The sequence below is a fragment of the Sorangium sp. So ce590 genome (genome assembly GCF_051521365.1).
Lineage (GTDB): Bacteria > Myxococcota_A > Polyangia > Polyangiales > Polyangiaceae > Sorangium.
Genome location: NZ_CP150346.1, coordinates 2386995 through 2411637 on the forward strand (window position 1 = coordinate 2386995; position 24643 = coordinate 2411637).

Here is a 24643-nt window from a genome sequence, read left to right on the forward strand (position 1 = left end):
CGTCGCGGGCTCGCCATGGAGCACGTCGTTGACTGGATCGGCGACCTCGATCTTCCTGTCGACCAGGCGCGATTTGACGCCATCGAGCGTGCCATGGCCGTGATGGGCTGCGCTGAGAGCTCAAGGATGACGTGGCTCCGTGAGTATTGCGCGGCTCGAAACCCTCGGCCGAAAGCGAGATGACCACGTACCTCAGCGCCGCTCCGCCATGGCGCTGCCACCCCTGAATTGGCTCTCGCCTCGCGTTCTCCCGTCGTTTGATGTCGGCATGGGGTGTGCTCGAGGCCGAGCGTCATGCCGACGCTCGAGCACAACGCCCTCGTCGAGATGTTCCGTGAGCACCCGGCGCTCGCGCTCCGCTTGCTCGCGACGCTCTTCCACGTCGAGGTGCCGCCGCACGCGTCGGTCGCGGTTGTCGCGTCGTCGCTCGACCAGCCTGGAACGGGTTGCGCGAGCAGCTCGCGGGCGGGCAAGGTCAGGCGGCGGACACGCGATGTACGCTGGCGCGCGGCCGCCCGCTCGGGCGCGCGGGGCCCGCGGGTGCCAGCTTGGCAGTACCTCGACGCGCCCGGGTCTCGTAAGATGGTGAGCTCATGCCGCGACCGCCGGCACGACCCGACCCCATCCCCCGGCGCTGCACGCGCGCCCGGGCGACCCCGACAGACGCGGAGCCGAGGAGACCCACGTGAGCGCTCGAATCCCTCTTCAGCCGTTCCCGACAGGCTGGTTTCAGGTCGCGTCTTCGGACGAGCTGTCCGCGGGCGGCCCCCTCCCGCTCCGCTGCTTCGGGCAGGATCTTGTGCTGTTCCGGACGCAGGACGGCGAGGCCCGTGTCCTCGACGCCCACTGCCCCCATATGGGCGCCCACCTCGGGGTGGGAGGCCGCGTCGAGCAGGGCGGGATCCGGTGCCCGTTCCACGGATGGGTGATCTCCGGCCAGGGGGTGTGCGTGCGTATCCCCTACGCGGACACGATCCCCCCGAAGGCGAGGATCCGCTGCTGGGAAGTCCGGGAGCTCGACGGCGTGATCCTTGTCCACCACGCCCTCGGCGGGGAGCCTCCCGAGTTCGAGATCCCGCCGCTCCCGGAGGCGCGGTCGGCGGAGTGGTCCCCGGGCATGAGCAAGCGCTGGAGGATCCGGACGCACGTCCAGGAGACGCTCGAGAACATCGTGGATCCAGCCCACTTCGTCGTTGTGCACAGCATGCCGGCGCCCCCCCGGACCGAGGTCGAGTTCGAGGGCCACATCATCCGATCCCGCTCGGCGGTGAAGCAGAAGGGCCCGGGCGGCCAGGTGGTCGACGGCACGATCACCTGGGAAGGCCACGGCATGGGGTACGGGACGATCCGCTTCACCGGGATCGTCGAGCTCCTCTTCGTGAACACGGTCACCCCGATCGATGACGAGCTCATCGACGTCCGCGTCGCCTTCTGGCTGCGCAACGACGGCGCGCTGCGCCTGGCTCAGGCCCTCGCCGCCGAGGTGTGCCGGCAGATCGAGGAGGACATCCCGATCTGGGAGAACAAGATCTATCGCCCCCAGCCCGTCCTGTGCGCCGGGGAAAAGGGTATCATGACGTTCCGCAAGTGGAGCAGCCAGTTCCTCTGAGCGCCTCTCCGCCGCGGAGCACGCCGGCCAGCGGCACCCTCAGGGGCGTGCCGGCGCTGCTGCCAGCCGATTCAGGGGGCGGAGCACCTTGCCGTCGAGGAATGCGCGGATGTTCTCGACCGCCTGGCCGTAGAGCAGGCGATAGCCCTCCTCGGTGACATAGCCGAGGTGCGGCGTGATCACCGTGTTGTCGAGGGCGAGCAGCGGATGACCCTCGGGCAGCGGCTCGGGCTCGAAGACGTCGAGCCCCGCGCCGGCGATGCGCCGCTCGCGCAGGGCGGCGAGGAGCGCCGCCTCGTCCACGATGGGGCCGCGCGAGGTGTTGACCAGGAAGGCCGCGGGCTTCATCAGGCCGAGCTCGGCGGCGCCGACCAGCCCGCGGGTCCGCGGGCTCAGCACGAGGTGGATGCTCACCACGTCCGCGCGGCCGAAGAGCTCGTCTTTCGGCACGAGGCGCGCGCCCGCCTCCGCGGCGCGCTCGGCGGTGAGGTTCTGGCTCCAGGCGATCACCGCCATGCCGAAGGCGTTGCCCACCTTCGCCACCTGGCCGCCGAGCCGGCCGAGCCCGAGGAGCCCGAGCGTCTTGCCCTTCAGGCCGAGGCCGAGCGTCGTCTGCCAGCGGCCCTCGCGCGCGGCGCGGTCCTCGCGCGGGATGTGCCGGAACAGGGCGAGGATCAGCCCCCAGGTCAGCTCCGCCGTCGGGTAGGGCAGCATGTCGGTGCCCGAGATCTGGACCCCGCGCGCGGTCGCCGCCGCGAGATCGATCGACGCGTTGCGCATGCCGGCCGTGACCAGCAGCCGCAAGCGCGGCAGCCTCTCGAGCAGCGCGCGCGGAAACGGCGTGCGCTCGCGCATGAGCACCGCGCCGTCGAAGGGGCGCAGCCGCTCGGCCAGGGCGTCGAGGTCGTCGAGGTGGTCGGCGAAGGCCTGCACCTCCGCCGCCGGATGGAGGCTCTTCCAGTCGGCCATCCGGAGCGCCACGCCCTGGTAGTCGTCGAGGATCGCCACGCGCATCATTGCTGACTCCTTCAACTCCGTTGCGATCCGTCGGATTCTCCGGGATCTTGGGAGAGTGTGACGACGGATCGCACGATCGCCGAGCTCGCGTGGTACCCGCTCGACGCCTTGCCTTCGCCGCGCTTTCGCCCGGTCGAGCTCTCGATCGCCAGCTACCGCCCAGGGAATCGCTACGATCCCCTGGGTCCGCCGTCGAGCGAAGCGTCGTCGCATCAGGCTCAGAGCCCGATCACGGCGATGGGGATGTTCACCTTCAGGCTGCCATTGCCGAGCTGGCCGGCGTTCGCGCTGCCCCAGGCGATCGGCTCTCGTCCGGGCAGCACCTCCGGCGGCACAATCTCGACGATCGCCCTCGGGATGACGCTGATGCGACGGCGCCCGTGGTCGTGGCGCTTGACGCGCTTGCGACCGCCGTGGTCGGAGCCGGAGGACGACTCTGCCGCTCCCGCGAGCTCCGACGGGCTCGCGGGGTCCTGCGGCGGGCTGCCGGTCTCGCTCGAAGCCGCTTCGGCCGAGGCGTCGACGCCCTCGGCGTGCGACTCGGCCGGAGCCGGAGAGGCGCCTGGCTCGCCGGCCAGCGAAAGCCGCAGCTGGTCCGGCGAGACCCGCTCGGAGACATGGCGCCGGAACCCGATCTCCAAGGCACGGATCGTCTCTTGCAGCTGTTGATTCTGCGCCTTGAGCGACTCGACCAAGCGATCGAGCTCTCGCGCCTGCTGCTCCGCCGTCGACAGCTCGGTCAGCTTCGCCTCGAGCTCCTGCACCCGCCGTAAGAGCGCGTCGACCAGCGACGCGGCGTCCACCGCGGCGGCTTGTCCTTGTGCCCTGGCCTGGAGATAGCCGAGCACGAGCGCCGCGCCGTCAAAGCGCTCTGTCTCCGCCGCTTGCGGTAGCTCGGTGTCACCGTGTCGCGCCGTCGAGGACAAGGCGCGCCATGAATGCACCCTCTGTCCCCTCTTGGCAAGTGCCTCGTGCTCAGAAACTGCCGGAGGATGAACGCTTGATGGAAGCGGGAGTCACGCCGTCAGCGAGGGCAGCGGCTCTTCATCGATACTTCACTGATTCAATGAGAAAATCGGGTCGCTGCGCGGAATGCACGACGGGGCGTGCTGCACCCCCGGCGATGCGCCCTCACGAGGTCTTCCGGGCGGCCCGGCACGCGCTCTGCTTCATCTCCCCGTCGCGCTGCGCCGGCAGCCATCGTGCCGCACCGAGGCCGAGACCTCGGCCTCCGAGCTACGTCCTCGTGTCCCGGTCAGTGGACAATCCGGCGACGGTTTGCCAGCTCGTCCACGGGGAGGCCAGCGAGCAGCTGGGCGAAATCCTGTGCCGACAGCTCGATGCATTTGCCGTCCGCCTCCGTGAACGGGGGCAGAGAGAAACTCCCCTTCGAGAGACGTCTATATAGGATCGTGTATCCGTTGCGATCCCACCAAAGCGCTTTGAGCCGGTTGCGCTTTCTATTGAGAAACAGGAAGAGCGCGCCGCTCGCCGGGTCGAGGCACAGCACCTGCCGGGTGATCGCGGCAAGCCGGTCGAACGCTCCCCGCAAGTCGATCGGACCGACGGCAAGGTAGACCGCTATCGTCGCGGGGGTCACCGTCCCCTCCGCACCGCGTCGATCGCTTCCACGAGATCGCGCGCACTGAGCCCACAGACCTGCATCCGCGTCCCGTCGGCGAACGCAAGCCTCAGCCGCATCGCCGATGCATCCCGGCGCTCCGGACGCACCACCACCGGCACGAACGGCAAGGCCTCGACCGTCTTGGGTGTTGCCCGCGGCGCGCCCTCGTCGGAGCCCTCACCTCCGGAGACCCATCGGCTGGCGGTCACGGTGCGGACTCCGAGCTCGGCCGCGATCTCGCTCGGCGTCGCCCCCGCCCGGCAGCGCTCCTTCGCATAGGCCTCGGCCCGCTCCCGCAGCTCCCTCGGGTACTTCCCGCGCCGCTGCTGCTCTCGATACCTCGACAACGCCGCACGCAACTGCACCAGATCCCTGCTCCCTGGCATCGCTTGCTCCTCGTCGCTCGGCGAGGGCACCGCCCTCTTCCGGCGCCGCGTAGCGTGCAGCCGAGTCTGGCCAGGTCAAAGACGCGGTCTGCGGAGCGGCTACCTCCGGCGGCGCCGGCAACGACCGATTGTTCGGCGACGGCGGGGACGACCAGCTCTTCGGCGATGGCGGAGACGACTACCTCGACGGCGTCGCGGGGACGGACACTCTCGATGGCGACCGACTCACCAACGGCGCCGACGGCGACGTGTGCCTCGTAGAGGCCGCCGACTCCGCCGCCAACTGCGAGCTTTGACGGCGTCGCCCGGCGACCGCCTCCCCATCGTCGTTGCGCCCGACGCAGTCCTCGACTCGAAATCAGAATTGCGTGATGAATTTCCACGCCTCGGGGGCGTTCCAGCTCGTCGATTGCCCGGGGTCCTTCGGCTCCCAGCCGTGCGGGCCGTCGAACACGCAGTACTTGGTGGGGTGACCTGCGGAGCAGCCCTTGTACTCGGTACACGTGTGGGGCTGGCCAGCTGCCGGGAAGGTGGTCGCCGACGGCTCCTCCATGCAGCCGTTGACCTTCGCGAACTCGGCTTGTTTGACGCGACCGCTGGTCGGCATGGGGGGGCCGCTGCTGTCACCGCTGGCTTGCGACGCGTAGTAGGCGATCGGCTTGGTCAACGTCGCCGTGCAGGAGCCCGTGAGATCTGCCCCCGAAAAGAAGGCGACGCCTCGGAACACGTCCGCGCGGGTGCAGGCGAGAGCCAACGACATCGCTCCCCCGAAGCTGAAGCCGGTGGCGAAGATCCGAGTTTTGTCGATGCAGAGATCTCCCTCGAGCTCCTCCAGGATCGCGTCCGTCAGCTCCACGTCCGACTTGCTCCAGGAACCGGCGCCGTTCGCGGCGTCCGGCGCGACGAAGATGGTGGTAGCTCCAGTGTCGAGCGTCGCCATCGTGAAGTAGTTCCGGTTCGCCACCGACATGGCGGAGGAGCCGGACTCCGCGAAGGCGAACACGAGCCGATACGGCTTGTCCTTGTCGTAATCGCTCGGCACGCGAAGGATGTACTTGCGAGAGGCGCCGCCGAACGAGATGTCGATCGTGCCGTTTTGCAGAGTCTTCGCTTTGCCGCAGCCAGCGCTCTTGACCGCGTCCGTCCCGGTCGCGCCGCCTGCGCTGCCGCCGCTGTCGCCGGCTTGACCGCCACCACCGCTCGCCCCCCCCATGCCCGCGCCACTCGCGCTGCCGCCCGCGCCGCCGGCGCCGCCTGCGGCCGCTCCGCCCGCGCCCGCGGAGCCGGGCCAGCCACCGCCCGGGGTGCTGCCCGCGCTCGCGGCGTTACCACCGGCGCCCGCCTGCGCTTGGCCGCCCGCGCCTGCGACCCCCGGTTCTTCCGACGGAGGGGTGCTGCTCGACGAACAAGCAACACCCGAGAGTGAGAACAGGGCGAGGACCAGGGAGGAGGAACGGGCGCTTGTCATCGGTAACTCCGCGCGCGCGAAGGGCGCGACTGGGACTCGACCCTAGCTCATGGCCTCCCGACCAGCAATGGATTGAGGCGCGCCGGTTCAGTTGTGAAGCAACAGCTCAAAATAGGCGCGTCACCATACCGGCCGCGACCGTATCGTTCGGCGCGTAGGTAAAAGAAGCCGGGCGCGTAGGTAAAAGGCGGCGGCGCGTAGGTAAAAGAAGCCGGAGCGCAGCGCGAAGAAACGTAATGCAGCAAGCCGAAAGGGTGGGACCGCGAGCGTCGTGATGGCTCGGTCCTGGGTCGAAAGAGCTCGGCGCGGTTTGTCGACCGCTCGATAGCCGCCACGCTTGCGTTTCGGAGCGGCGTCATCGTCCGCCGTCGTAGGCTCTTCTGGCTTCGCAGGGCGCGGTCCGATGCGCTTGCGCGCCAACGTGGGCGACTTGCCGAGGCGAGCACGCCCGCGTACTTGACGGTGTGAAAGCGCGGCGGCGGGACGCTGGCCGCGAGGCGGCACAGGAGCGAGAGCGGATCCATGTCCACCGCGACAGTCCCGTCACCGAAGGCGCGCTTGAGCGAGAGCCGCACCAGGCCGTCCTGCTGCGGTTCGACGCGCTCCTTTGCGATCGGGGTCGCAGCACGTAACGCAGCAGCGCCTCCCTCGCCGCGGCATGGTGCGCACCGGCGCGCGTCGCTGCGTGCAAGGTGAAGCCATCGAGCGCAGCGCACGGCGGCTTGTCGTACGCGAGCGCGCTCGGAGAAGACGGCGACAGCCCGCGGAGCCATTGCGGGCCGGCGGGCGGCTCTCGTCCCGAGACGGCGGAGGCAGCGCGTTGCCGGCGCCAGCGCCGGCGTCGGGCGAGCCGCCTGTCCCGCCGTCGTTGCCTCCAGTGCCGCCCGCGCTCGTTCCGCCGTTCGAGCCACCGCTGCCTGCGGATCCGCCGTTTCCGCCGGAGTCGACGGGCGGCACGCTGGCGCCTACGCTCGGCCAAACGGCGTCATCTAGCTCGATGCCCGCGCAGACGGGCCCGGCTGCCGATACGCCGCCCGCGCCCGCAGTTGCTGTCGCGCTGCTTTTCGAAGCGGGGCCTTGGCGCATGGCGACGAAGCGGACTCGCGCGTTGGAAGTCAGCTCACCGCCGTGGGAGAGCAGCGTGAGCCGACCGAAAGCCGGCAGGTCCAAGCACTCGTGCTCGGCGGTTTTGCCGTTCATCATCAAGTCGCCATTCCAGACCTGAACGTCCAGCTGCACTTTCGCGGCGTGGTCGCCAGAGCGATTGGGAACGAAATCGATGGCCACGCCGCCGACCTTGCCGCTCGTGTCTTTCACTCCGCTGATGAAGACTCGGCCATCCCCATCCTCTGTATCGTCGCAATTGGTGAGCAGACCCAAGCACGCGAGGCCGAGGGAAGTGACAGCAACGAAACGACCCGGCGGCCGTACCCGTCGGGATCCCGTGATCCCACCCTGGTTCATCGAAGGTCGCTCTATCAAGGTTCGGCGCGCGCACCCGATAGTCATTGTCCTGGCGAGACGCCGTGGGGCTCTTGAGAGCCGGAAGCCGCGTCGTGCTGCCATTCGTTCTCGATACCAGGCGAGGTGATTGCGCCGGGGCGAACCAATAGCCGGGGTTACGCCGCGAGCTCCTCAATTTCGGCTCGAACGGCGTGCGCCGCGAATCTGCTCGAGCGTTGGTGGCGTTCGCCTTTCGATTTCAGCGAAGGTACGGACTCAACGCCTCGAACCAAACATCGGCCATGCGGTTATACCCTGCCTGGTTCGGGTGGAGATTGTCGGCGAAGAGGGACTGCTTGTAGTTCGCGTCGTTGGTGAACGCTGTGTACATGTCCACCAGCACGATGTGCTGCCCCTTGCTGACGCGCGTCGAAACCAGGTCGGGCATGGCCGCGTTGTAGGTCTTGATGGCGTTGTTCGTGCCGTCCGTTCTCGTCGGCACGATCTGCGCGAGCACCACGAGGATGTTCGGATCACGCATGAAAATCGAGTCGAGCAGCTTGCCCAGGCGATTCGGTGCGTCCGCAAGGTTGATGTTACCGTTGATGTCGTTCGTTCCGATCATCAACGTAATGATGTTGGGCTTGTAATTCGGAATGCTGGTGCCCACGAGCTGCGCGATGCCGTTGTTGCCCTCGATCGTCCAGCCGCCGTGACCCTCGTGGTTCCTCGGGAACGTCACTCCGTCCACCATGGGCACGCTGTAATCATTGGCGGAACCGACGAAGGTGATGTCGCGGTTCGCTTCGAGCGCGAGGTGGAACAGCGGGGCGCGGTAGCCGCCGGCGACATTGAAACCCTGCGTGATTGAATCGCCGAAGGGCATGACCTTACAGGAGCCGCTCGCCGGGCAGGGCTGGAATGCCGGGCCGCCGCCCGCGCCAGCGCTGCCCCCTCCGTCACCTCCGTTGCCCGCGGTACCTCCGCCACCGTCGGATACGCCGCCCATGCCACCCGAGCCCGCTCCGCCGGCGCCCCCGCCGGCCGTGCCTCCTGCACCGGCGTTCGCCGCGCCCCCGCTGGTCGCGCTCGAGCCGGAACTGCCGGGCGAGCCGCCGCCACCCGCCGCTGTCCCGCTGCCGCTCGTGGTCCCGGCGCTGGCCGTGCTCGCGGTTCCGCCAGGCGAGTCGGCGCCCTCACTGCACGCCGCGACGAGCAGCACCACACACGCGAGGACGGCGGAAGAAGAGAGTTTTAGGCGGCGCACGGGCATCTGCTACGCATAGCACGATCGCGTGCTCCACCGCGATTGTGAAGCGCAGCCTATCGAAGTTGCCGTTGTCGTTGAACGATTTCATCGCGAGGGGAAGTGCGTCTGGACGGCGGCGCTCTTCGCGGCCACGCGGCGCCCGAGTGCGAAACGGCGGTTACACCGGCGCACCTCGTATTCGGTTCTGCGCCCGACGGCCCACGCCTGGTCCGCCTCGGTCCGACCCTCCGAGCACGGCCCGGCCCAGTTTTCGCTAGTGACCGCGCGATGGACGGCTCTTGCGCGACGAGGTACGCGCGGCGGCGCGGGCGACGACGACCGCGCCGGCTAGTCCTCGATCAAGCGCTTGGCGACCCTCGAAATGGGCCGAACCGCCGTCTCGAATCGCCGAGCGGATCCGTCCTGCCGGAGAGCCGGGATTCGGTGATCGTCGCTGCGGCTGGTCAAGGATCCCTCGTTTCGTGGTTCGAGGTTGTAGGTTCGCGGTCGGGCTGCCCGTGCCTCAGTGCGTCGGGCAGCCCCGGCCGTCAGAGCGCATCAAGGAAGCGGAAGAAGATGGGCAGCTCGGGACGCCAGGCAAGGAGCCGATAGACGAGAGTTCGACCGGTATGGAGGATCTGCGCCGGAACGAGAATGAAACGCTGCACGAAGGAGCGGAACTCCATGCGCAGAACGCGCTCTCGATCGGCTTGGTGTGCTTCGTGCCATCGCGGCGCCGTGGGCATGAGCAAAGAGAACCAAGCCTTGAGCGACCACGCGAGCGACGCGATCACCATATAGGCCCAGTTCGACTCGAGCGTGTTCAGCGGGGCGCTCCATCCTGGGCCTCCGGCGGCCGGCGGCGCCGCGCTGCAGCGGACCAGCTGGTCATCGGCGCACTCGGGCGAGAACCCGTGCGGCGGGATGGGGTTGCAGGTCGACGTGGAGAGAGCCCGAGGGGGGTATATCTGGCAGATGCCCGCGATGTCGTCGTCGTGCAGCGTGCGGAAGTTCATCGGGTCCGACCTGTCGTACCTGGAGTGCATGGTCGCCTCGGGGCCGGCCATGGTGTGGTCGAGGCCCAGAAAATGCCCGGCCTCGTGCGTGTCGACGGCGTGCAGATCTTCCCTCCGCGCGGCGGAGTCGTCCCCGACGGTGAAGTCGTAGCAGATCGCGGTCCAGCGCCCGCAGATCGAGGGCATTGCGCGCCTCCTCGGCCTCGCGGGCGAGGGGCCGGCCGCGCAGCGCCGCGTGGCGCCGGTCGAGGGCCGCGAGCTCGGCCGCCCTCGCGCTCTCGCGCTCCTCTGCCAGCGCCGCCTGTGCGTCGCGGAGCCGCCGGGCTCCCTACTCCAGGCCCGCCACGTGCTGCGCGACCCCGTACGCGGCCGCTGCGCCGCCGCACAGCACGAGGCCGAGCGCGGCGGCGAGCGCGTGCACCAGGCCCGCGGCGCCGGCCCTCGGCGCGCGCGGGCGACGGCCAGCTCGTGCGCGCGCGCCGCGTTGTCGGCCTCGAGGCGCGCCTTCGCCTGGGCCTCGATGCGTGCCACCTCGATCGCCGCCCGCGCCCGCGCTTCCGCGCGCGCCTCCGCTTCTGCCTGCTCCCGCGCGCGCCGCGAGCCGGGGGCCTTCCGGGGGATGCCCGCGCGGCGGCCGGTCACCGCTGCTACCGTACGGCGTCGCCGCCGCTCAGCGCGGGCGCGAGCTCCGCGATGACGAACAGTTCGAGCAGCGGCGGCGCGATGCCAGCCCGGACCGCAAGGTCGCGCGCCGTGTGCGCGGCGCGGAGCTCGAAGCCCTCCGACGACACGAGCGCGCGCAGGTGCTCGAGGTCGTCGAGTCCCCGGCGCAGCATCGAGCGGAGCGCGCGCTTGCGCAGCCATGCCTCCCCAGGCACCCCGGCGTCGCGCGCCGGCGTGGCCGCGGCGCCGTCGCGCAGGTAGAAATCCATGAGCACCACGCACGAGCTCAGGCGGCTCGCCACGCGGCGCACCTGCCGCAGCAGCCCGCGCAGCGCGGGCTCGTCGAGGTAGCCGGTCAGCCCCTCGGAGACGACCGCCGTGCGGCGGTCGCGCAGCGCCGCGCCGAGCGCCTCGCCGAGGTCGGCCTCGCGCAGGTCCGCCGCGACGAGGACGAGCTCGCCGCGCGGCTGTGCGGGCTCGAGCAGACGCCGCTTCGCGTCGATCACGGCGGCCTGGTCGACCTCGATGTACACGACCGGACGAGCTCTTGCCCACTCCGCCCCGCGCGGCGACAGCCCCGCGGCGAGCTCGATCACCTGCTCGGGGGCGATCTCATCGAGCAGCGCGCCGAGGCCGAGGTGGCGCGCGGCGAGCAGGAGGCTCGTGACGCTGTGGTCGCCGCGCAGGCCGAGCATGCTCCCGCCCCAGCGCGCGGCCTGGTGGAGGACGCGCCCCCTCAGGGTGTCGAAGCGCGCTGCGCCCGGGACGCCCAGCGACGCCCACACCGCGGCGGTGAAATAGGCGCTCCAGGCGAGCGCCGCGTTCTCTCGCGCTCCGCTCAAGAGCGCTCCTCCCCGGAGCGCGACGCCGCGAGCCACCGCCTGGCCGCGCCGCGGACCATCTGGCCCGCCGACGAGAGCCGCTCGAGCTTCGGTCCTCTGCCCAGCGAGCGCACCATCCCGCGCGCCAGATCGAAGAATGCGCGGTCGTAGGGGAACCACCAGAGCTCGCGCGGCGCGGTGTTCTCGTCGACCGCGAGCAGCCGCGGCCTCGTCATCGCCTGCACGACCGCCGGGCCGTTCTGCACGCCGTAGCCCGAGATCCCGCGCCCGGTCCACACGGCTTGCGGCGCCGCGGCCGTGAACATGTGGTTGTTGACCGTCGCCACCCCGACCCGGAGCTCTCGCGCGAGCGCCGCGCCCCGCGCGACGTCGCGCGTCCACACGCTCCCCGTGAGGCCGTAGGCGCTCTCGTTGGCCGCGCGGATCGCCGCGTCCGCGTCCGGAACGGCGACGACGGGGATCACGGGCCCGAAGGTCTCCTCGCGCAGCAGGTCGAGCGACGGGTCGACGCCGGTGAGCACCGTCGGAAGGTAGCAGTTGCCATGCCGCGCACCGCCGCAGCGCACCTGCGCCCCGGCCGCGACCGCCTGGCTGACGTGCGCCTCGACGCGCGAGAGCTGCGCCGGCGTGGCCATCGGCCCGATCTCGACCGTGCCCGGCGCGGTGCCGTCGTCGCCCACGCGGAGCCGCTCGGCGACGGCGACGAGGCGCCCGACGAACGCGTCGAAGACCTCGGACTCGACGTAGACGCGCTCGACCCCCGCGCAGCTCTGCCCGGCGTTGACGAAGCCGGCCCAGGCGATCCCGTGCGCTGCCCGATCGAGATCCGCGTCGCGGAGCACGATGGCCGCGTCCTTGCCGCCGAGCTCGATCTGCGCCGGGATCAGGCGCTCCGCCGCGGCGCGCGCCACCGCCCGCCCGCCCACGACGCCGCCGACGAAGACGATCTGGTCGACCTCCTCGACGAGCGCCGCGCCGGCCTCGGCGCCGCCCTGCACGAGGCCGAGCAGCGCCTCGGGCAGCGCGTCCGACAGGGCGCCGACGAGCGCCGCGCTGGTCCGGGCGGCGTGCTCGGACGGCTTGAGCACAACGGCGTTGCCCGCGAGGAACGCCGGGACGAGGTTGTGCACCGGGATGGAGACCGGGTAGTTCCACGGCATGATGAGGCCGACCACCCCGTGCGGTAGGCGCTCGACCCGCGCCTTCTTCCGCGGGAACATCACCGGGTTGAACGCGACGTCCTCGGCCGGGAGGAAGTCCTCGGCGCGCGTCGTGTAGTAGCGAAAGACCTCGGGGGTCGAGCCGAGATCGACCCCGTACGCGTCGGCCATCGGCTTGCCCAGCTCGCGATGGAGCTCCGCCGCGATCTCGTCGGCCTTCCCCATCAAGCAGCGCCCGGCCTCGGCGAGGAGGCGCGCCCGCTCCGCGATCGGCCGCGCTGCCCACGCCGCCTGCGCCTGCCGGGCGCGGCGGACCACGCCCCGGATCCCGTCGGCCGTCGTCACCCGCACGGGACACAGCGGGGCGCCGTCCAGCGGTGAGGCGCCGTGAATCCACCCATCGTGGATGATCTCGCCCATGGGACTACGCAGCTTGCCCGCTGAGAAGCGCGGGCATCAGGCGACGGCAGCCCGGCATCCCCGACTCCTGGATGTGCGCGGCGAGCGCCTTCCGGAAGGAGCCGCGGGGCAGCGGCTTGTGGCGATCGAGCGCCCGGAGCAGCGGCACGACCGTGGCGAGCACGCCCGCCGTGTGCCACCAGTAGCGCGCGGTCGCGCGCAGGTGCGCGGACCGGCTCGACCGGGCGAAGAAGCCCTCGAGGTAGGCGAGGTCGTACGCCGTGTGCGCCTCCTCGTCGCTGGCGAGGCGCCGGAACACCGGCTCGAGCGGAGGGTACGACAGGCGCGGCGCGGCGACCTTGTAGAAGGCGCTCATCACCACCTCGAAGGCGAGGCAATCGACGGCGAACTCGAGCACGCCGTGCGGGACGGCGACCTTGCGGAGCATCATCTTCATCAGCCAGCCCGGCAGGCGCGCGCGCTTAACCACGTCGGGGTAGGCGCGGCTGAAATCGAGGAGCGCCTTGCACCAGAGGTTGGCGTGCATTTGCTCGTCCTTGAGGTGCCGGATACCGTGCGCGAAGAACGACTCGAGATACCCGAGATCGTCGCGCTCCCGCGCCAGGTCGAGCGCCGGGAGGACGGGGAGGACGCCGAGCGCTGCCGATTCGACGATCGCAAACCATGTGATCAGGAGACACGTGGCGTCCGCTTCGGCCTCGCTCTCGAACGCGAACGACATCGGCTCACGGATCGAGACGGTCTCTTCGGCAGCTCCCATTTCCGGATCGTCGCTTTCCCTCTTCGTCGAAGAGAGCATCGGAGTTGAGCTGCCCGCAAGGTACTCGACCAACCATCCTGCCGCAAGCCAACTTGCCGGAGGACATGCGCCGGCCGTCGTCGACATAGCTTCACCGCAAGCGCTGGCGCTCCATGCGCAGCGCTTTGGACACCGCGCGCCGCTCGCACGCCGTCATGGCGCTGGGCTGAACAAGCGCCGCCGCCCGCTCCAGCAGCACCCGGTCCATCTCGTGCGCGACCATCCGCTCCCGGGACGCTTGCGGCGCGCCCCGCGAGAGCGCGGGCGTGGCGGCACCCAGGCAGCCGCTCCCGGCGGTTGACGCCGTTCAGCCGGACGCACTCTTCACGCCACGGTGGTGCGATGAAAGCTCGCCATCGTCGCAGAACGTCCTGAACGAGCCGCCTGCAGGCGGAGAAGGGAGCAAGATGCATAGTTGACGTGATCGCGCTCTCTCCGATGTTCGGGGCCGCCCGGTCGGCGTGCGCGCTCCTCTTGTTCTCGGTCCTCTTCGCCTGGGTGACGTTCAGGCGCGGGCGCGACTCGAACCACGTGGACAGGGCGGTGGTCCCGGCGCCGGGGGCGCTCCTCGTCGACGCCGCCTACCATGCTCTGCACCACGCCTATCCGGACCGTTACATGAGCTCGTTCACCACGGTGTTCGACCGGCTCGCGGGCACAGGGTGTGCGCTCGCTGGAAGGCGCGTGGCGATGACCGGCGCGACGGGCGCTCTCGGCGCGCCCTTGAAGGAGATGCTCGAGCGCGAGGGCGCGCAGGTGACCGGACTGCGCTCCAACGTCGTTTACACCTACGACGATTACGGGCGGCTCGACGCGGCGCTTCAGGGCGCGGACATCCTCGTGCTCGCGCACGGGTCCAAGACGGACCATGCGATGGACGCGAACTGCGCGTCGTTCGTGGCGATCATCGAGCGCTTCCGCGCGCTGCACGGGGGCGACAAGCTCCCTGTCGAGGTCTGGGCCGTGGGCTCGGAGATCGAGTGCCATCCGGCCTGGGGCGACCCGGATCTCCGGATCTACCTCGAATCGAAGCGCACCTTCGCGCGGCGGGCCCGCCATTACTTTCACGACCTCAGCGTGGTGTAGACAACATTACGCGGCCGAGTGAACTCGTTGGATCTGATGGATTTTTGCAGGCGGAGCAGTGGATCGTACTTTATGTACGTTATGTCAACTGCTGGTCGTTGGTTGGAAATTCTTGACAGGTCGGAATGGCTTTGCGCCGGCTATCCTCTCATCGTCTGGCTCGCTTTCGGCCTGCTGGCGCTGGTTCTCGCCTGCTCCGGTCCTGTGCCACCTCGGCCGCCATCTCCGACAGTGCTGGCCAAGGTTAAGACGGTTCGGCCTCCGCGGAGCTCCGCACCTGTCCTATCCAGGCGCCTCGCCAATGCGGCTTGCTACCGTCGACGCGACCTTTCTCGCCCCTCCGGTGCTGGCACCAGGCCGAGCAGCCGACCGATCGCCTCGTGAACGACCCGGGCCGCCGCCTCATCCCCGAGGGCGACGGCGCGGCTCAGGGTGCTGGCAAGCGAGGCGACCACCGCAGCCCGAGGCGACGGCCCGGTCACGGCGAGCTCCCCAGGCCCGAGGCTTGACGCTTGGGCCCGGGTTGGGCCCACGCCTTCCGAGGGGCTGCGATCCGTCGTCACGCCCTCCCCAAATCCCCGGGGATGCGACAGAGCGCGACGGTTCGCCCCCGCGGAATTGTCCCGCCAGAAAAACCGGTCGATGACGAGCGGGCGCCGGAAACAGCAACGATTTTGATAGTTTCCACCTGCTTCGCCGCCGAGGGCGGCTCCGGTGTGGCCCAACGGGGCGCCCTACGCCGCCGCGTCGCCCGCGGCCAAGGGCCCGCGGCATCACCGATCGGGGTCGGCGTCTGGGCTGGCGGCGCAGCGCCGAGGCATTCTCCTTCGCTCGCCGCCCCGTCGCCGGGCCCTTCGATGCGCTGCCGCCTGTTTCAACCTCCCAGCCACTCCACTGCTCAGATGCCGGCAGAGCGGGTCGGCTCCGAAGCGCTGAGAGACCAAGACCGACAGCCCATCGAAGCTCTTGTCGGCGGGGTGTTGCTCGCGAAGTCAAGGCGCCTCCGTGGGCTACACTTCTGCGCCGAACGTTCGAAATCGATGGTACTCGGTGCATGAAAGTGCCACGCGCGGATCCGCATCCTCTGTGCGATCACCGAGCGCGCCACGAACACAAAGATCCTCGAGCACCTCGGCATGCCGGTGGATCCTCCACCGGTCAAGCGATGGCGAGACCCTACCTGGAGCGAGGCCCCGCCGATCGGGGCCGACATGTAGACGACGACCCGGCATGCCGCGCGTCAGGCGGAACGCTCTCGAGCAGGCCCGGGTGGCGAGAGCCGCCCGAGGAGCCGTCGATGCTGGACACGGTGCGCTGCGGGGTCGTGCGTGACGGCGTTTGGACGAGCGCAGCGTGGTGTAGACGATATTGCACAGTCGAGTGAACTCGTTGGATCTGTTGGTTCTTGTCGGGGATCAGTGGATCCGTACTTTTTGTACGTGATGTCAACTGCTGGTCGTTGGTGGAAAATTCTTGACAGGTCGAAATGGCTTTGCGCGAGCCATCCTCCTGCTCGCCAGGGCATAGCTCCCGATGACGAGCGGGACCGTGCGCGATGGCCGGCGCATGGTGACCGATTCTACCACGACGTGCTAAGCGCTCGGAGATGGCTTCGGGAATCGGGGTATTGTGCTGCACACCGCTCGCCTTGGTCATCGCCTGCGCGGCCGAATCCTCGCGCGCGCCCGTCGACGCGGGCACCGACGCGCCGCCCGCGGGCACCGTCACCGCGCCCCCACCGCTCCCCCGTGAGGCCGCCCTCGACGCACGCTTCGTGAAGATCACGCTGCACCGCGAGTTCTACTGCGAGGGGGCGAGCTTTGCGGACTTCAATCACGACGGGGTGACGGATGTCATCGCGGGCCCGGATTGGTACGAGGGTCCGGGGTATGGCACGAGCCATCCCGTCTGGCCGAGGGAAGCCTTCGATCCGCACGGCTACTCGGATTGCTTTTTCGAGTTCCCCTACGACTTCGACCACGACGGTTTCACCGACGTCCTCGTCGTCGGCTTTCCGGGTGTGCCCGCGGCTTGGTACCAGAACCCACGCGACGGCGACGCGCTCTGGGCTCGTCACGACACACTGCCGTGGCCGATCGACAACGAGTCGCCCCTGTTTTCCGACATCACCGGCGACGGCGTGCCCGAGCTCGTGCACATGTCGGGAGGCGTGCTCGGAACGTCGTCGCCCGGCGCGGACCCGACCGAGCCGTGGGTCTTCCGGGCGCTCACCGAGAATCGGGGGTACGGCGCGTTCACGCACGGCCTCGGTGCAGGCGACGTCAACGGGGACGGCGCAAGCGACTTGGTCGAGGCGAGCGGCTACTTCACGCGGAGCCCAGAGTCGCCCGACGGCTTGCCGTTCACGCGCGTCGAGCAGCCGTTCGGTGCCGGGGGAGCGCAGATGCCGGTGGTCGACGTGGACGGCGACGGGGATGCGGACATAGCGACCACGCTCGCCGCTCACGGCTACGGGCTCTCCTGGTTCGAGCAGGTTCCGAACGCGGCCGGCACCAAGTTCGTGGAGCACGTCGTCGTTCCGGGGACCACACCCGATGCCGCGTCGAGCGTGTTCATGCACGAGCCGCACGCGCTCGCTCACGCCGACATCGACGGTGACCGGCTCCAGGACCTCGTGAGCGGCGAGCGCTTCTGGGGTCATGTGCCTGCCGGCATGCCGGACTTCGACGCGCCGGCACGGCTCTACTGGTTCGAGCAGGCGCGAGCGGCGGAACGCATCGACTTCCAGCCCGTTCTCATCGACGACGATTCGGGGGTAGGCACCCAGCTCACGGTCGCGGACGGCGACGGAGACGGCCGGCCGGACATCGTCATCTCGAACAAGAAGGGCGCTTTCGTCTTCCTACAACGCTAGGGCGAGAATCCTCGCGCCGATCCAAGACGGCCTCCCACCGGCGCGAAACGTTCGAAGCGACGGAGGCGAGGGCTTGGTTCTGGGTCGAGGCGCTGACGTGCTGGTCGATCACCAGGTGCGTGAGGGGGCTCATGCCTCCGGTGCCACCGGCAGCCCGAGCAGCCGACCGATCGCGTCGTGAACGACCCGCGCCGCCACCTCGTCCCCGAGGGCGAGGGCGCGGCATCGGGTGCTGGCGAGCGAGGCGACCATGGCAGCCCGACGCGACGGCTCGGTCACGGCGAGCTCCCCAGGCCCGGGGCTTGACCATTGGGCCCATGCCTTCCGAGGGGGTGCGATCCGTCGTCACACTCCCCCCAAATCCCCGGGGATGCGACGTCTCGCGACGGTTCGCCCCCCCCCAGAACAGTCCCGCCAGGAATTCCCGGCCGGAGAGGGGTGGTCGCCAGAAAGCTTAGCGGTTCCTCGTCGGGATTTCGATCTCGTGGCCGCCGCGGCGCCTGGCCAAACGCCGGCGCTGCTCGCCATCCGGCCCTGAAGAGGCCGGCGCGCGCAATCGCCTGCCGGCGCTCGCTTCTTTTCGTTCACGGGATGTACGGGTCAGCGCTCGACGCGGAGGCTCCTTTCACGCGCGAAGCGCGCGACGGCCGCCCAGTCGATCGGCGCCGCCATCCTCGGCGCGGGAGGGATCGAGGCCATGTTCTCCCACATGTCCTTCGTGCCGAAGAGCCTCGCGACGACCGCCGGATCCTCGTCCCACGTGACGGGCACGAGGTCGTGGAGGCACGTCGTATCGACAGGGGCCTCGGGATCCGCGATGAACTTCGCCATCATCTGCGTGCCGCAGGGCGCCGCATCGGCGGTCTTCACGGGGGACTCGAACGTGACCACGTGCGGGCTCCAGGGCACCGCCACGAACGTCTGGTGGGGCGCGGTCAGCCTGTCGGCCGCCAGCTCCGCCAAGCCGATGGGCGTCTGCGGATCGAGCAGGCCGTTCATCGCCAGGATGGGCACGGAGGAGCGCGGCCATTCGGTCCAGAGCTGGTCGTGCGGATACCGCGGCCAGCCATCGTAGAGCTGGCCAATCTCCAGCGCTGCCCCCGGGCAGGCGCGCTGCGCATCGCAGCGCGCCTGGAGCTCGGCCGAGGTCGGGGCCGGTGATCGGGCCCGAGCTTTGCCCCGCAGACCGGATCGGCGGCGCAGATCGCGGACAGGTCCTTTAGCACGGGATCGAACTGCGTATCGTACGAGGACAGGTACTGCGCGCCCGGCGATACGATCGAGTCGAGGATCACGGCGTCGACCGCCTCGGGGTACTTCTGCAAGAAACGCAGCGCGCGCGCCGTCCCGTACGAGGCGCCGTAAAGGATCACCTTCTTGCCGTGCTCGCGCGTCCGCTCGACGAGGCGCGCGAGATCGTCGGCGTCGGCTGACGTCGTGAAGTGCGCGAGATCGTCGCCCCACTGCGCCTTCAACGCCTGGATGCAGGCGGGCCACTCGCTCGCGCTGATCTCCGCCCCGTCCTCCGAGCTCGGGTCCTCCTGGACCGGGCATTCGAGGCGGCTCGAGAGCCCGACGCCGCGGTGCTCGAGCACGTACCAGTCCACATCGGGCATCACGCGCTCCCATAGCTGCTCGATGAAGCCCGTGAACATGTTGCCGGAGTCGCCGGGGCCACCTTGCAGGAGCCAGACCTGCGCCTTCGCCGCGCCGCCCGGCGCGAGGTGGCGCGACACGAAGACGGGCAGCGTCGCGCCGCCAGGCTTCGATGGATCGAGCGGCAGGGCGACCGTGGCGCACTCGGAGATGAAGTCGCCTGGGCAGCCTCCCCATTCGACCGCCGAGCCGCCGCCGGAGGCTCCACCGCCGCCGCTGCCAGGCTCGCCGCCGCTGCCGCCATCGCCGCCGCTGCTGGCCTCGGTGTTCGCCGGCGCCTCGTCGTTGTCGGGGCAGCCCGCGAGCAGGGTCGAGGATCCGAGCAGCGCCGAGACAAGGACCGTCGAAAGGGCGCTTCGCGAGCGCGCCGTGGCTGCGCCGGCAACGCGCGTTCTCGGAGAAGTGACACAATGGTGCAGAGATTTCATGATCGGCTCCTGGTCGTGTGCGGGCGCCCTGGGCTCACCGGCGCGCGCCGACGACCATTTTTGCGTCGATTGGAGGGCGCCGCTCCTATTCGTATCTCTGTTCCCGGACTCGCGAGGTTCGTTCATGACTCGCCGCGAGAGCCACGCCGCGAGCGACGGGCGACGCCTCCGGGGCGGCCGGTGTGCAGCGGGAGCCCCGCAGGTGGGCCGGCTTCCATGGCAAGTCGCCGCAGGCACCCGCAGCGGTCCGCAGCGCGTCATGCACCTGCGCGACGGTGCGACATCGAGAAAATCGTAAAAACCGTTGAACGGAGCCAAGCCGAGCGGGAACACACGGGCATGGCGCTCAGCAAGTCCTCGATTCCGCTCTTCTGCATGGCATTTCTCGTCGCGGGTTGCCCGAACAACTCTTCCGAGGAGGGCGACGCGACGTACGACAAGCTGCTCCAGGAGGGGGTGGACAGGATCCAAGCGAGCGGCATTGTCGCCGTGCATGCCGAAATGCTCGAAGGTGACCGACGGATCCGTGCCCGCAGCGGCGTGGCGCAGCTCAACAGCGAGACGCCGGTCGACTTCGACAGCTACTTCCGGATGGGCAGCAACACAAAGACGTTCGTCGCCGTCGTCGTGCTGCAGCTAGCCGGTGAGGGAGCGCTGTCGCTGGACGACACGGTCGAGCGGTGGCTGCCCGGCGTCGTGTCGGGCAACAGCAATGACGGCTCGCTGATCACGATCCGCCAGCTGCTCCAGCACACGAGCGGTATCTACAACTACACCGGTCCGGCCGAGCCGGACGGCCCGGATCCGCAGTCGGCCCTGGCCGTGCTGCGCTCCGCCGACGAGTACATGCAGCATCGGCTCGACCACTTGGACGCGGAAGAACTCGTGGCGCTCGCCATGGAACACAAGCCGACCTTCGATCCGGGGACGCAGTGGGCCTACTCCAACACGAACTACGTGCTCGCCGGCATGATCATCGAGCGTGCCACCGGAAATCACTGGAGCGAGGAGGTCGAGGCGCGCATCCTCGATCCGCTCGGCCTCGACCACACGTTCGAGCCCGGCGATGAGCCTGATCTGCCTGCCCCGCACGCCGTGGCATACCAGCAGTACGAGGTCGACGGGCCGCTCATCGACGTCACGATGGCGAACCATACAATGGCCGGCGCCGCCGGCTCCCTCGTCACGACCACCGCGGACCTCGCGAAATTCTGGCGGGCGCTGACCGAAGGATCGCTGCTCGATCCGGAGCAGATGGCGGAGCTCCACGAGACGGTCCCGGCGCCTGCCTTCGACCCGATCGCGCCCGGCACCGATTATGGCCTCGGCATCATGTGGATCCCGACCAGCTGCGGTGGAGGGTACTGGAGCCACGCCGGGGGCACGCTCGGGTACTCGACCCGCAACGCCGCGAGCGACGACGGTTCTCGCGTCGTCGTGATGTCGCTGTCGACGTCGACCGACGACCCCGAGGCCGCGTACGCCACGATCATCGATAGCTTCAAGATCATCGATCAGCTCATGTGCGCTGATTGAGCGTGGGCCCGGCGCGGGAGGCGCGGCCGCCCCGGGGAGGCCCGTGGCAGCGCGCCGGGGTTCGAGCGATTGAAGAGGTAGATGAACTGCGCGGCGAGCCTCCCGCCGCGGGAGATCCCATCGAGATCGTCGGGATGCCGCTGGAGCACGACGGAGGCGAGTGCGCGGAGAAAGTTGTGCGCCGTGCCCGCTGCACGGAGGGCGACAGGAGGCCCGACGTGGCAGAGCACTACTGGCACTGGTACGAACCGTGGCGCTCCGTTGCTTCCCCCGAGAATTCGGGAGGGCGCGGCGACGAATCGCAGCCCCTTGGGGGATGGCCCCAACCCGGACCCCCGGCGAGCCCCAGGAGATACAGTGCGATCCGCCGGCGCCGCGCCGCGCCTCGTACCGGAGAGCCCGCCGCTCGTCGGGCAAAACCCCTGCCTGGTCATCCGTCGCTCGATCTCGCCACCTCGTCTGGCAACGTGGGTGCCCTATGACATCCCGTACGAGACGAAATTCTCTGTCGATGGTGGTTGCCCTTACTGCGCTGGTTGCTCTGAACCCCGCATGCATGGAGGACCTCACGGCGGCGGCCATCTTCAGGCTCGAGGACGAGGGAAATTTCAGCGTGTCGGACTCGCTCGCGACCCTTTTCGACGACGTGCCGGCCGACAAAGCCGAGATCACCGTCCTGCAAATCGTCCAGCGCAGCGCCGGGTTCGACGAGTACCACGACACCGAGGGAGACTTCGAGCCCATGGCGCGCCTTGAAGCCCGCCAGCGGATCTTCGCGCAGGAGCTGCGGTTCGCGCCGGGAAGCGAGGTCGACTACTCGAATTCGGGCTATACTTTGCTGGCCGACGTCGTCGAGACCGTTTCGGGGCGAGGGTTCACCGATTACGTGCGCGACGAGCTCCTGACGCCGGCCGGGATGCAACACAGCGGCTTCTTGGGGGACCCGGTGTGGGAACGGGTCGACACCGCAATCGGGTACGGCCACTCGACGTTCGGGAGCAACGACCCGGCCGCGTGGCCGTACACGTGGTCGCTGGTCGGCAACGGCGGGCTGGTCACGACGGTCTCCGATCTGGAGCGGTGGCTGGTCGCCGTCTGGGGCGGGGGCGAGCTCGCCAAATTCGTTCTCTCGGTGAGATAGGACGAGCTCAGCCTGGCCGGCGAATGCCCACGGTGTTCTCCAGCAACTGCTGCCGGACCTCCCGCGCCCGCTCGCGCGACACGGGGACGCGGAGCGTGGGGCCGACTTCGACGATCAGCTCTCCCGCGATCGCCCGGTGCATGCCGAGGCGCAGGATCGTCGTGCTCATGGCCGAATCGCCCCGGAACCGCTCCGTCACCGCGTCGATCCGGCGGCACAGCGCCGGCGTCGAAGTCCGGGTCACCGCCGTCCTCGCTTGAGCTTCCAGGCGGCCATCGCGAGCTGGCGATGAGCTTCAGGAAGGCGTCATTGGGTCGAGCGTCGATCTGAAGCTCAGAAGCCGACGGGACCCGCGAAATTTCTATTTTGCGGGCGCACCTTCACCGAAATCATGAATCGACCAGTCGATGAACATCTTCAGTCGTTCATTGAGGTGCCGGTTGGGCGGGTAGACGATATGCAGGGGAATGGGGGGCGCGTCCAGTCTTCCAATAGCTCGACCAGCTCGCCCGAGTCCAGGTAAGGCTGAACGCAACGTCTGAGATGCTGGCCGATGCCCGGGCCCGATAAGATCATCTCGAGGAGCCCATTGCCGTCGTTGGTCGAAAAAGCGCGATCTGCAATCTCGTAACGATGGCTCCCCTTCTCGAAGATCATCGGATCCAGCTTGCCCGTGGCAGCAAAGAAGCAGCCGGCGTGGGCGTGTTTCTTCTCGAGATCCGCGGGAGAGGAAGGGGGCCTGAGGGGATCCCTTAGATGGCGGCGCCATCGTACGCCAGGTCCGCTGCCGTTCACGACGTCATGGTGCGCCCCGCTGCCTTTCAGCTCCCGAAGGCCGCGGACCGCCCCGTCCGCGCCTGGATCACTTCGTCGAGCCAGCGCAGCAGACCCACCAGCGGCGGCCGCTCCTGCGCCTCCCGGTGCCATAGCCGGATCTCGCGGCGTCCGGCAGGCGTCTCGATGTCGAAACAAACCTGCGCCTCCCCGGGGACGCCCATTCGTTTCGACGCCGCGTCCACCGCCGCGGCGCCGCCCAGCAACCGATCGAGCGCCGCCATCTCCGACTCCGACAGGGGCTCCGGTCCCCGGTGGATCTCCTCCCCGAGCGCCTGGCCCGCGAGCGTCACGCTCCCCCCGGCGTCGACGCTCACCACCCACGCGCCGAACCGTCCGTTCGGGCCGTACGCCGCGCCGCCTCGGAAGACCATCCTCATGATGACGAGCATTGTGCCCCGTCAAGCTGAAGCTGAACAGCGTAGACAAGACGCAACGTATTCATGGTGAGCTATGTCGCAGTCCTCGTGCCGCAAGTCAGCCACGCTGCACGCGCTGGTTGACATAGACAACCTTACGCGATCCGCATCCCTGATGGGAAAGTGACGCCCTCGCGTCGCATGACGGCGAGCCGCCCGGATCCGGCGCTTCTTCAGTTCCTGTCGCCGGATGTCACGGTGATGACCACGTTGCCCTTCTTGCGTCCCGTGTCGACGTTCGATAGGGCTGGCGAGCCCGCGCCGCGCCACCGGCCCGCTCTTCCGCGTTGGTGCCCCGCGCCCCCCGGGATACGCTCTCGAAGCATGGAGTCACGTCCTCTCGGAGCGGCCTCGCTCTGCGCGATCGTCCTCGGCCTCGCGGCGTGCCAGCCGGCAGCGACGCCGCTGCCGGCCCGGGTCCGTATCTCCATCGACGGCGCCGTCATCAGCCCGGCCAAGGCGGACGGGCGTCAATGGGACGGCATGGGCGTTGTCGCACCGGGGGCGCTCACCGCGATCGGCGACCTGCTCAGCACGGCGCACCCGGCCGTCGCCGCCGCCAGCGTGGCCGGGGTCGCCGCGGAGGCGGCGGGGGCGGGCACCGAGCCGCCGGAGCCCTTCGGCTCGGCGGAGCTGTTCGTGGGCGGCCGGTCGCTCGGGCGGCGCGCGCTCGATCGCCCGGGGCAGCGCGACACCTGCGCGCCCGGCTGGAAAGGCCCGCCGACCTGGCGCCACGTGCCGCTCTCGCCGGATGTCCACCTGAGCGGTGAGCTCATCGACAGGGACCTGGTCAACGACGACTTCATCGGGAGGTTTGCCATCCATCACGGTCACCTCGTCGAGGCGCTCCGGGCGCGCACGGTCTATCCGGTGGCCGTCCGCGATCAGGCCGCCGGACAGGTGCTGTTCGTCTGGATCGAGGTCTGGCCGGAGTAGCCCGGCGTGGACCCGCGCCGGCGACGCCGGTGCCCG

At 69.4% G+C, this 24643-nt stretch carries 25 protein-coding genes and 3 pseudogenes; 9 read left to right on the plus strand and 19 right to left on the minus strand.

Annotation, left to right across the window (positions count from 1 at the left end):
* The first annotated feature begins 15 nt into the window (after nucleotides 1-15).
* Nucleotides 16-183 (plus strand): hypothetical protein, encoded by a 168-nt coding sequence (locus WMF28_RS09020; RefSeq protein ID WP_437601707.1) that lies wholly within the window; start codon nucleotides 16-18, stop codon nucleotides 181-183.
* A 502-nt stretch (nucleotides 184-685) separates the two neighbouring features.
* Nucleotides 686-1609, plus strand: coding sequence for a Rieske 2Fe-2S domain-containing protein (locus WMF28_RS09025; protein ID WP_437601708.1), 924 nt, complete (start codon nucleotides 686-688; stop codon nucleotides 1607-1609).
* Nucleotides 1610-1648: 39 nt separating this feature from the next.
* Here the strand turns inward: WMF28_RS09025 and WMF28_RS09030 are convergent, their stop codons facing one another.
* From WMF28_RS09030 to WMF28_RS09045, 4 genes are all read right to left on the minus strand, one after another.
* Complete coding sequence (locus WMF28_RS09030; RefSeq protein WP_437604232.1) at nucleotides 1649-2623, minus strand: D-2-hydroxyacid dehydrogenase family protein; 975 nt, start codon at nucleotides 2621-2623, stop codon at nucleotides 1649-1651.
* Between the two features lie 221 nt (nucleotides 2624-2844).
* Nucleotides 2845-3570: a hypothetical protein gene (locus WMF28_RS09035; protein ID WP_437601709.1), complete on the minus strand. Its 726-nt coding sequence runs from the start codon at nucleotides 3568-3570 to the stop codon at nucleotides 2845-2847.
* Between the two features lie 311 nt (nucleotides 3571-3881).
* Nucleotides 3882-4226, minus strand: coding sequence for an IS66 family insertion sequence element accessory protein TnpB (gene tnpB / locus WMF28_RS09040; RefSeq protein ID WP_437601710.1), 345 nt, complete (start codon nucleotides 4224-4226; stop codon nucleotides 3882-3884).
* The gene (locus WMF28_RS09045; protein WP_437601711.1) at nucleotides 4223-4597 is read right to left on the minus strand and encodes a helix-turn-helix domain-containing protein; all 375 of its coding nucleotides are present in this window, start codon (nucleotides 4595-4597) and stop codon (nucleotides 4223-4225) included. The genes tnpB and WMF28_RS09045 overlap by 4 nt, the downstream gene beginning before the upstream one ends.
* 155 nt (nucleotides 4598-4752) lie before the next feature.
* Here WMF28_RS09045 and WMF28_RS09050 point away from each other — a divergent pair.
* A pseudogene (locus tag WMF28_RS09050) lies at nucleotides 4753-4932 on the plus strand (hypothetical protein); the annotation flags it as partial.
* A gap of 62 nt (nucleotides 4933-4994) precedes the next feature.
* Here the strand turns inward: WMF28_RS09050 and WMF28_RS09055 are convergent.
* Both WMF28_RS09055 and WMF28_RS09060 read right to left on the minus strand, forming a co-directional pair.
* Nucleotides 4995-6104, minus strand: coding sequence for an alpha/beta hydrolase family esterase (locus tag WMF28_RS09055; RefSeq protein WP_437601712.1), 1110 nt, complete (start codon nucleotides 6102-6104; stop codon nucleotides 4995-4997).
* A gap of 47 nt (nucleotides 6105-6151) precedes the next feature.
* A complete protein-coding gene (locus tag WMF28_RS09060) occupies nucleotides 6152-6877 on the minus strand; it encodes a transposase (RefSeq protein ID WP_437601713.1) in 726 nt (241 codons plus the stop codon).
* Between the two features lie 304 nt (nucleotides 6878-7181).
* On the opposite strand from WMF28_RS09060, the gene WMF28_RS09065 reads away from it, so the two are divergent.
* Nucleotides 7182-7643: a hypothetical protein gene (locus WMF28_RS09065; protein WP_437601715.1), complete on the plus strand. Its 462-nt coding sequence runs from the start codon at nucleotides 7182-7184 to the stop codon at nucleotides 7641-7643.
* A 163-nt stretch (nucleotides 7644-7806) separates the two neighbouring features.
* Here WMF28_RS09065 and WMF28_RS09070 read toward each other — a convergent pair whose 3' ends face one another.
* The 7 genes and pseudogenes from WMF28_RS09070 to WMF28_RS09100 all read right to left on the minus strand — a co-directional run bounded on the left by WMF28_RS09070 (nucleotide 7807) and on the right by WMF28_RS09100 (nucleotide 13919).
* Nucleotides 7807-8820 (minus strand): SGNH/GDSL hydrolase family protein, encoded by a 1014-nt coding sequence (locus WMF28_RS09070; protein ID WP_437601716.1) that lies wholly within the window; start codon nucleotides 8818-8820, stop codon nucleotides 7807-7809.
* A 524-nt stretch (nucleotides 8821-9344) separates the two neighbouring features.
* Nucleotides 9345-9629, minus strand: a pseudogene (locus WMF28_RS09075) (IS1380 family transposase); the annotation flags it as partial.
* A 141-nt stretch (nucleotides 9630-9770) separates the two neighbouring features.
* Nucleotides 9771-9998: pseudogene (locus tag WMF28_RS09080) on the minus strand (matrixin family metalloprotease); the annotation flags it as partial.
* 461 nt (nucleotides 9999-10459) lie between these two features.
* A complete protein-coding gene (locus WMF28_RS09085; protein ID WP_437601718.1) occupies nucleotides 10460-11317 on the minus strand; it encodes a class I SAM-dependent methyltransferase in 858 nt (285 codons plus the stop codon).
* Nucleotides 11314-12897, minus strand: a complete 1584-nt coding sequence (locus WMF28_RS09090; RefSeq protein ID WP_437601719.1) for an aldehyde dehydrogenase family protein — start codon at nucleotides 12895-12897, stop codon at nucleotides 11314-11316. Before WMF28_RS09090 ends, WMF28_RS09085 begins: the two co-directional genes overlap by 4 nt.
* Nucleotides 12898-12901: 4 nt before the next feature.
* Entirely contained in the window at nucleotides 12902-13657 is a 756-nt protein-coding gene (locus tag WMF28_RS09095) for a hypothetical protein (RefSeq protein ID WP_437601721.1), read from the minus strand.
* Nucleotides 13658-13787: 130 nt separating this feature from the next.
* Entirely contained in the window at nucleotides 13788-13919 is a 132-nt protein-coding gene (locus WMF28_RS09100) for a hypothetical protein (RefSeq protein WP_437601722.1), read from the minus strand.
* Between the two features lie 197 nt (nucleotides 13920-14116).
* On the opposite strand from WMF28_RS09100, the gene WMF28_RS09105 reads away from it, so the two are divergent.
* Complete coding sequence (locus tag WMF28_RS09105; RefSeq protein WP_437601723.1) at nucleotides 14117-14782, plus strand: hypothetical protein; 666 nt, start codon at nucleotides 14117-14119, stop codon at nucleotides 14780-14782.
* 1606 nt (nucleotides 14783-16388) lie between these two features.
* Nucleotides 16389-17657, plus strand: coding sequence for an FG-GAP repeat domain-containing protein (locus WMF28_RS09110; protein WP_437601724.1), 1269 nt, complete (start codon nucleotides 16389-16391; stop codon nucleotides 17655-17657).
* Nucleotides 17658-17786: 129 nt separating this feature from the next.
* On the opposite strand, the gene WMF28_RS09115 is transcribed toward WMF28_RS09110, so the two are convergent.
* The 3 genes from WMF28_RS09115 to WMF28_RS09125 form a co-directional block, all read right to left on the minus strand.
* Nucleotides 17787-17936, minus strand: a complete 150-nt coding sequence (locus WMF28_RS09115) for a hypothetical protein (protein WP_437601725.1) — start codon at nucleotides 17934-17936, stop codon at nucleotides 17787-17789.
* A 321-nt stretch (nucleotides 17937-18257) separates the two neighbouring features.
* Nucleotides 18258-18671 carry a hypothetical protein gene (locus tag WMF28_RS09120; protein WP_437601726.1) on the minus strand — a complete coding sequence of 138 codons (414 nt, stop codon included), beginning with the start codon at nucleotides 18669-18671 and terminating at the stop codon, nucleotides 18258-18260.
* Nucleotides 18653-19741 (minus strand): alpha/beta hydrolase, encoded by a 1089-nt coding sequence (locus WMF28_RS09125; RefSeq protein WP_437601727.1) that lies wholly within the window; start codon nucleotides 19739-19741, stop codon nucleotides 18653-18655. Before WMF28_RS09125 ends, WMF28_RS09120 begins: the two co-directional genes overlap by 19 nt.
* Before the next feature lie 339 nt (nucleotides 19742-20080).
* On the opposite strand from WMF28_RS09125, the gene WMF28_RS09130 reads away from it, so the two are divergent.
* Both WMF28_RS09130 and WMF28_RS09135 read left to right on the plus strand, forming a co-directional pair.
* Nucleotides 20081-21277 (plus strand): serine hydrolase domain-containing protein, encoded by a 1197-nt coding sequence (locus tag WMF28_RS09130; protein ID WP_437601728.1) that lies wholly within the window; start codon nucleotides 20081-20083, stop codon nucleotides 21275-21277.
* A gap of 511 nt (nucleotides 21278-21788) precedes the next feature.
* Complete coding sequence (locus WMF28_RS09135) at nucleotides 21789-22418, plus strand: serine hydrolase domain-containing protein (protein ID WP_437601729.1); 630 nt, start codon at nucleotides 21789-21791, stop codon at nucleotides 22416-22418.
* A gap of 7 nt (nucleotides 22419-22425) precedes the next feature.
* On the opposite strand, the gene WMF28_RS09140 is transcribed toward WMF28_RS09135, so the two are convergent.
* From WMF28_RS09140 to WMF28_RS09150, 3 genes are all read right to left on the minus strand, one after another.
* Nucleotides 22426-22662: a hypothetical protein gene (locus tag WMF28_RS09140; RefSeq protein ID WP_437601730.1), complete on the minus strand. Its 237-nt coding sequence runs from the start codon at nucleotides 22660-22662 to the stop codon at nucleotides 22426-22428.
* 173 nt (nucleotides 22663-22835) lie between these two features.
* On the minus strand, nucleotides 22836-23075 hold the full coding sequence (locus WMF28_RS09145; protein ID WP_437601731.1) for a hypothetical protein: 240 nt from the start codon (nucleotides 23073-23075) through the stop codon (nucleotides 22836-22838).
* A gap of 164 nt (nucleotides 23076-23239) precedes the next feature.
* A complete protein-coding gene (locus WMF28_RS09150) occupies nucleotides 23240-23632 on the minus strand; it encodes a hypothetical protein (RefSeq protein ID WP_437601732.1) in 393 nt (130 codons plus the stop codon).
* A gap of 363 nt (nucleotides 23633-23995) precedes the next feature.
* Here WMF28_RS09150 and WMF28_RS09155 point away from each other — a divergent pair, with 363 nt between their 5' ends.
* Complete coding sequence (locus tag WMF28_RS09155; protein WP_437601734.1) at nucleotides 23996-24607, plus strand: hypothetical protein; 612 nt, start codon at nucleotides 23996-23998, stop codon at nucleotides 24605-24607.
* Nucleotides 24608-24643 lie beyond the last annotated feature (36 nt).

Excerpts from the sequence above, each read along its gene's own strand:
- WMF28_RS09135 (WP_437601729.1), top strand. The coding sequence starts at position 21,789 with ATGGTGGTTGCCCTTACTGCGCTGGTTGCTCTGAACCCCGCATGCATG.
- WMF28_RS09125 (WP_437601727.1), bottom strand. The coding sequence starts at position 19,741 with ATGAAATCTCTGCACCATTGTGTCACTTCTCCGAGAACGCGCGTTGCC.
- WMF28_RS09070 (WP_437601716.1), bottom strand. The coding sequence starts at position 8,820 with ATGCCCGTGCGCCGCCTAAAACTCTCTTCTTCCGCCGTCCTCGCGTGT.
- WMF28_RS09130 (WP_437601728.1), top strand. The coding sequence starts at position 20,081 with ATGGCGCTCAGCAAGTCCTCGATTCCGCTCTTCTGCATGGCATTTCTC.
- WMF28_RS09155 (WP_437601734.1), top strand. The coding sequence starts at position 23,996 with ATGGAGTCACGTCCTCTCGGAGCGGCCTCGCTCTGCGCGATCGTCCTC.
- WMF28_RS09055 (WP_437601712.1), bottom strand. The coding sequence starts at position 6,104 with ATGACAAGCGCCCGTTCCTCCTCCCTGGTCCTCGCCCTGTTCTCACTC.
- WMF28_RS09030 (WP_437604232.1), bottom strand. The coding sequence starts at position 2,623 with ATGCGCGTGGCGATCCTCGACGACTACCAGGGCGTGGCGCTCCGGATG.
- WMF28_RS09060 (WP_437601713.1), bottom strand. The coding sequence starts at position 6,877 with ATGGCTCCGCGGGCTGTCGCCGTCTTCTCCGAGCGCGCTCGCGTACGA.
- WMF28_RS09095 (WP_437601721.1), bottom strand. The coding sequence starts at position 13,657 with ATGGGAGCTGCCGAAGAGACCGTCTCGATCCGTGAGCCGATGTCGTTC.
- WMF28_RS09020 (WP_437601707.1), top strand. The coding sequence starts at position 16 with ATGGAGCACGTCGTTGACTGGATCGGCGACCTCGATCTTCCTGTCGAC.
- WMF28_RS09100 (WP_437601722.1), bottom strand. The coding sequence starts at position 13,919 with ATGGTCGCGCACGAGATGGACCGGGTGCTGCTGGAGCGGGCGGCGGCG.
- WMF28_RS09110 (WP_437601724.1), top strand. The coding sequence starts at position 16,389 with ATGGCTTCGGGAATCGGGGTATTGTGCTGCACACCGCTCGCCTTGGTC.
- WMF28_RS09150 (WP_437601732.1), bottom strand. The coding sequence starts at position 23,632 with ATGAGGATGGTCTTCCGAGGCGGCGCGGCGTACGGCCCGAACGGACGG.
- WMF28_RS09145 (WP_437601731.1), bottom strand. The coding sequence starts at position 23,075 with ATGATCTTCGAGAAGGGGAGCCATCGTTACGAGATTGCAGATCGCGCT.
- WMF28_RS09090 (WP_437601719.1), bottom strand. The coding sequence starts at position 12,897 with ATGGGCGAGATCATCCACGATGGGTGGATTCACGGCGCCTCACCGCTG.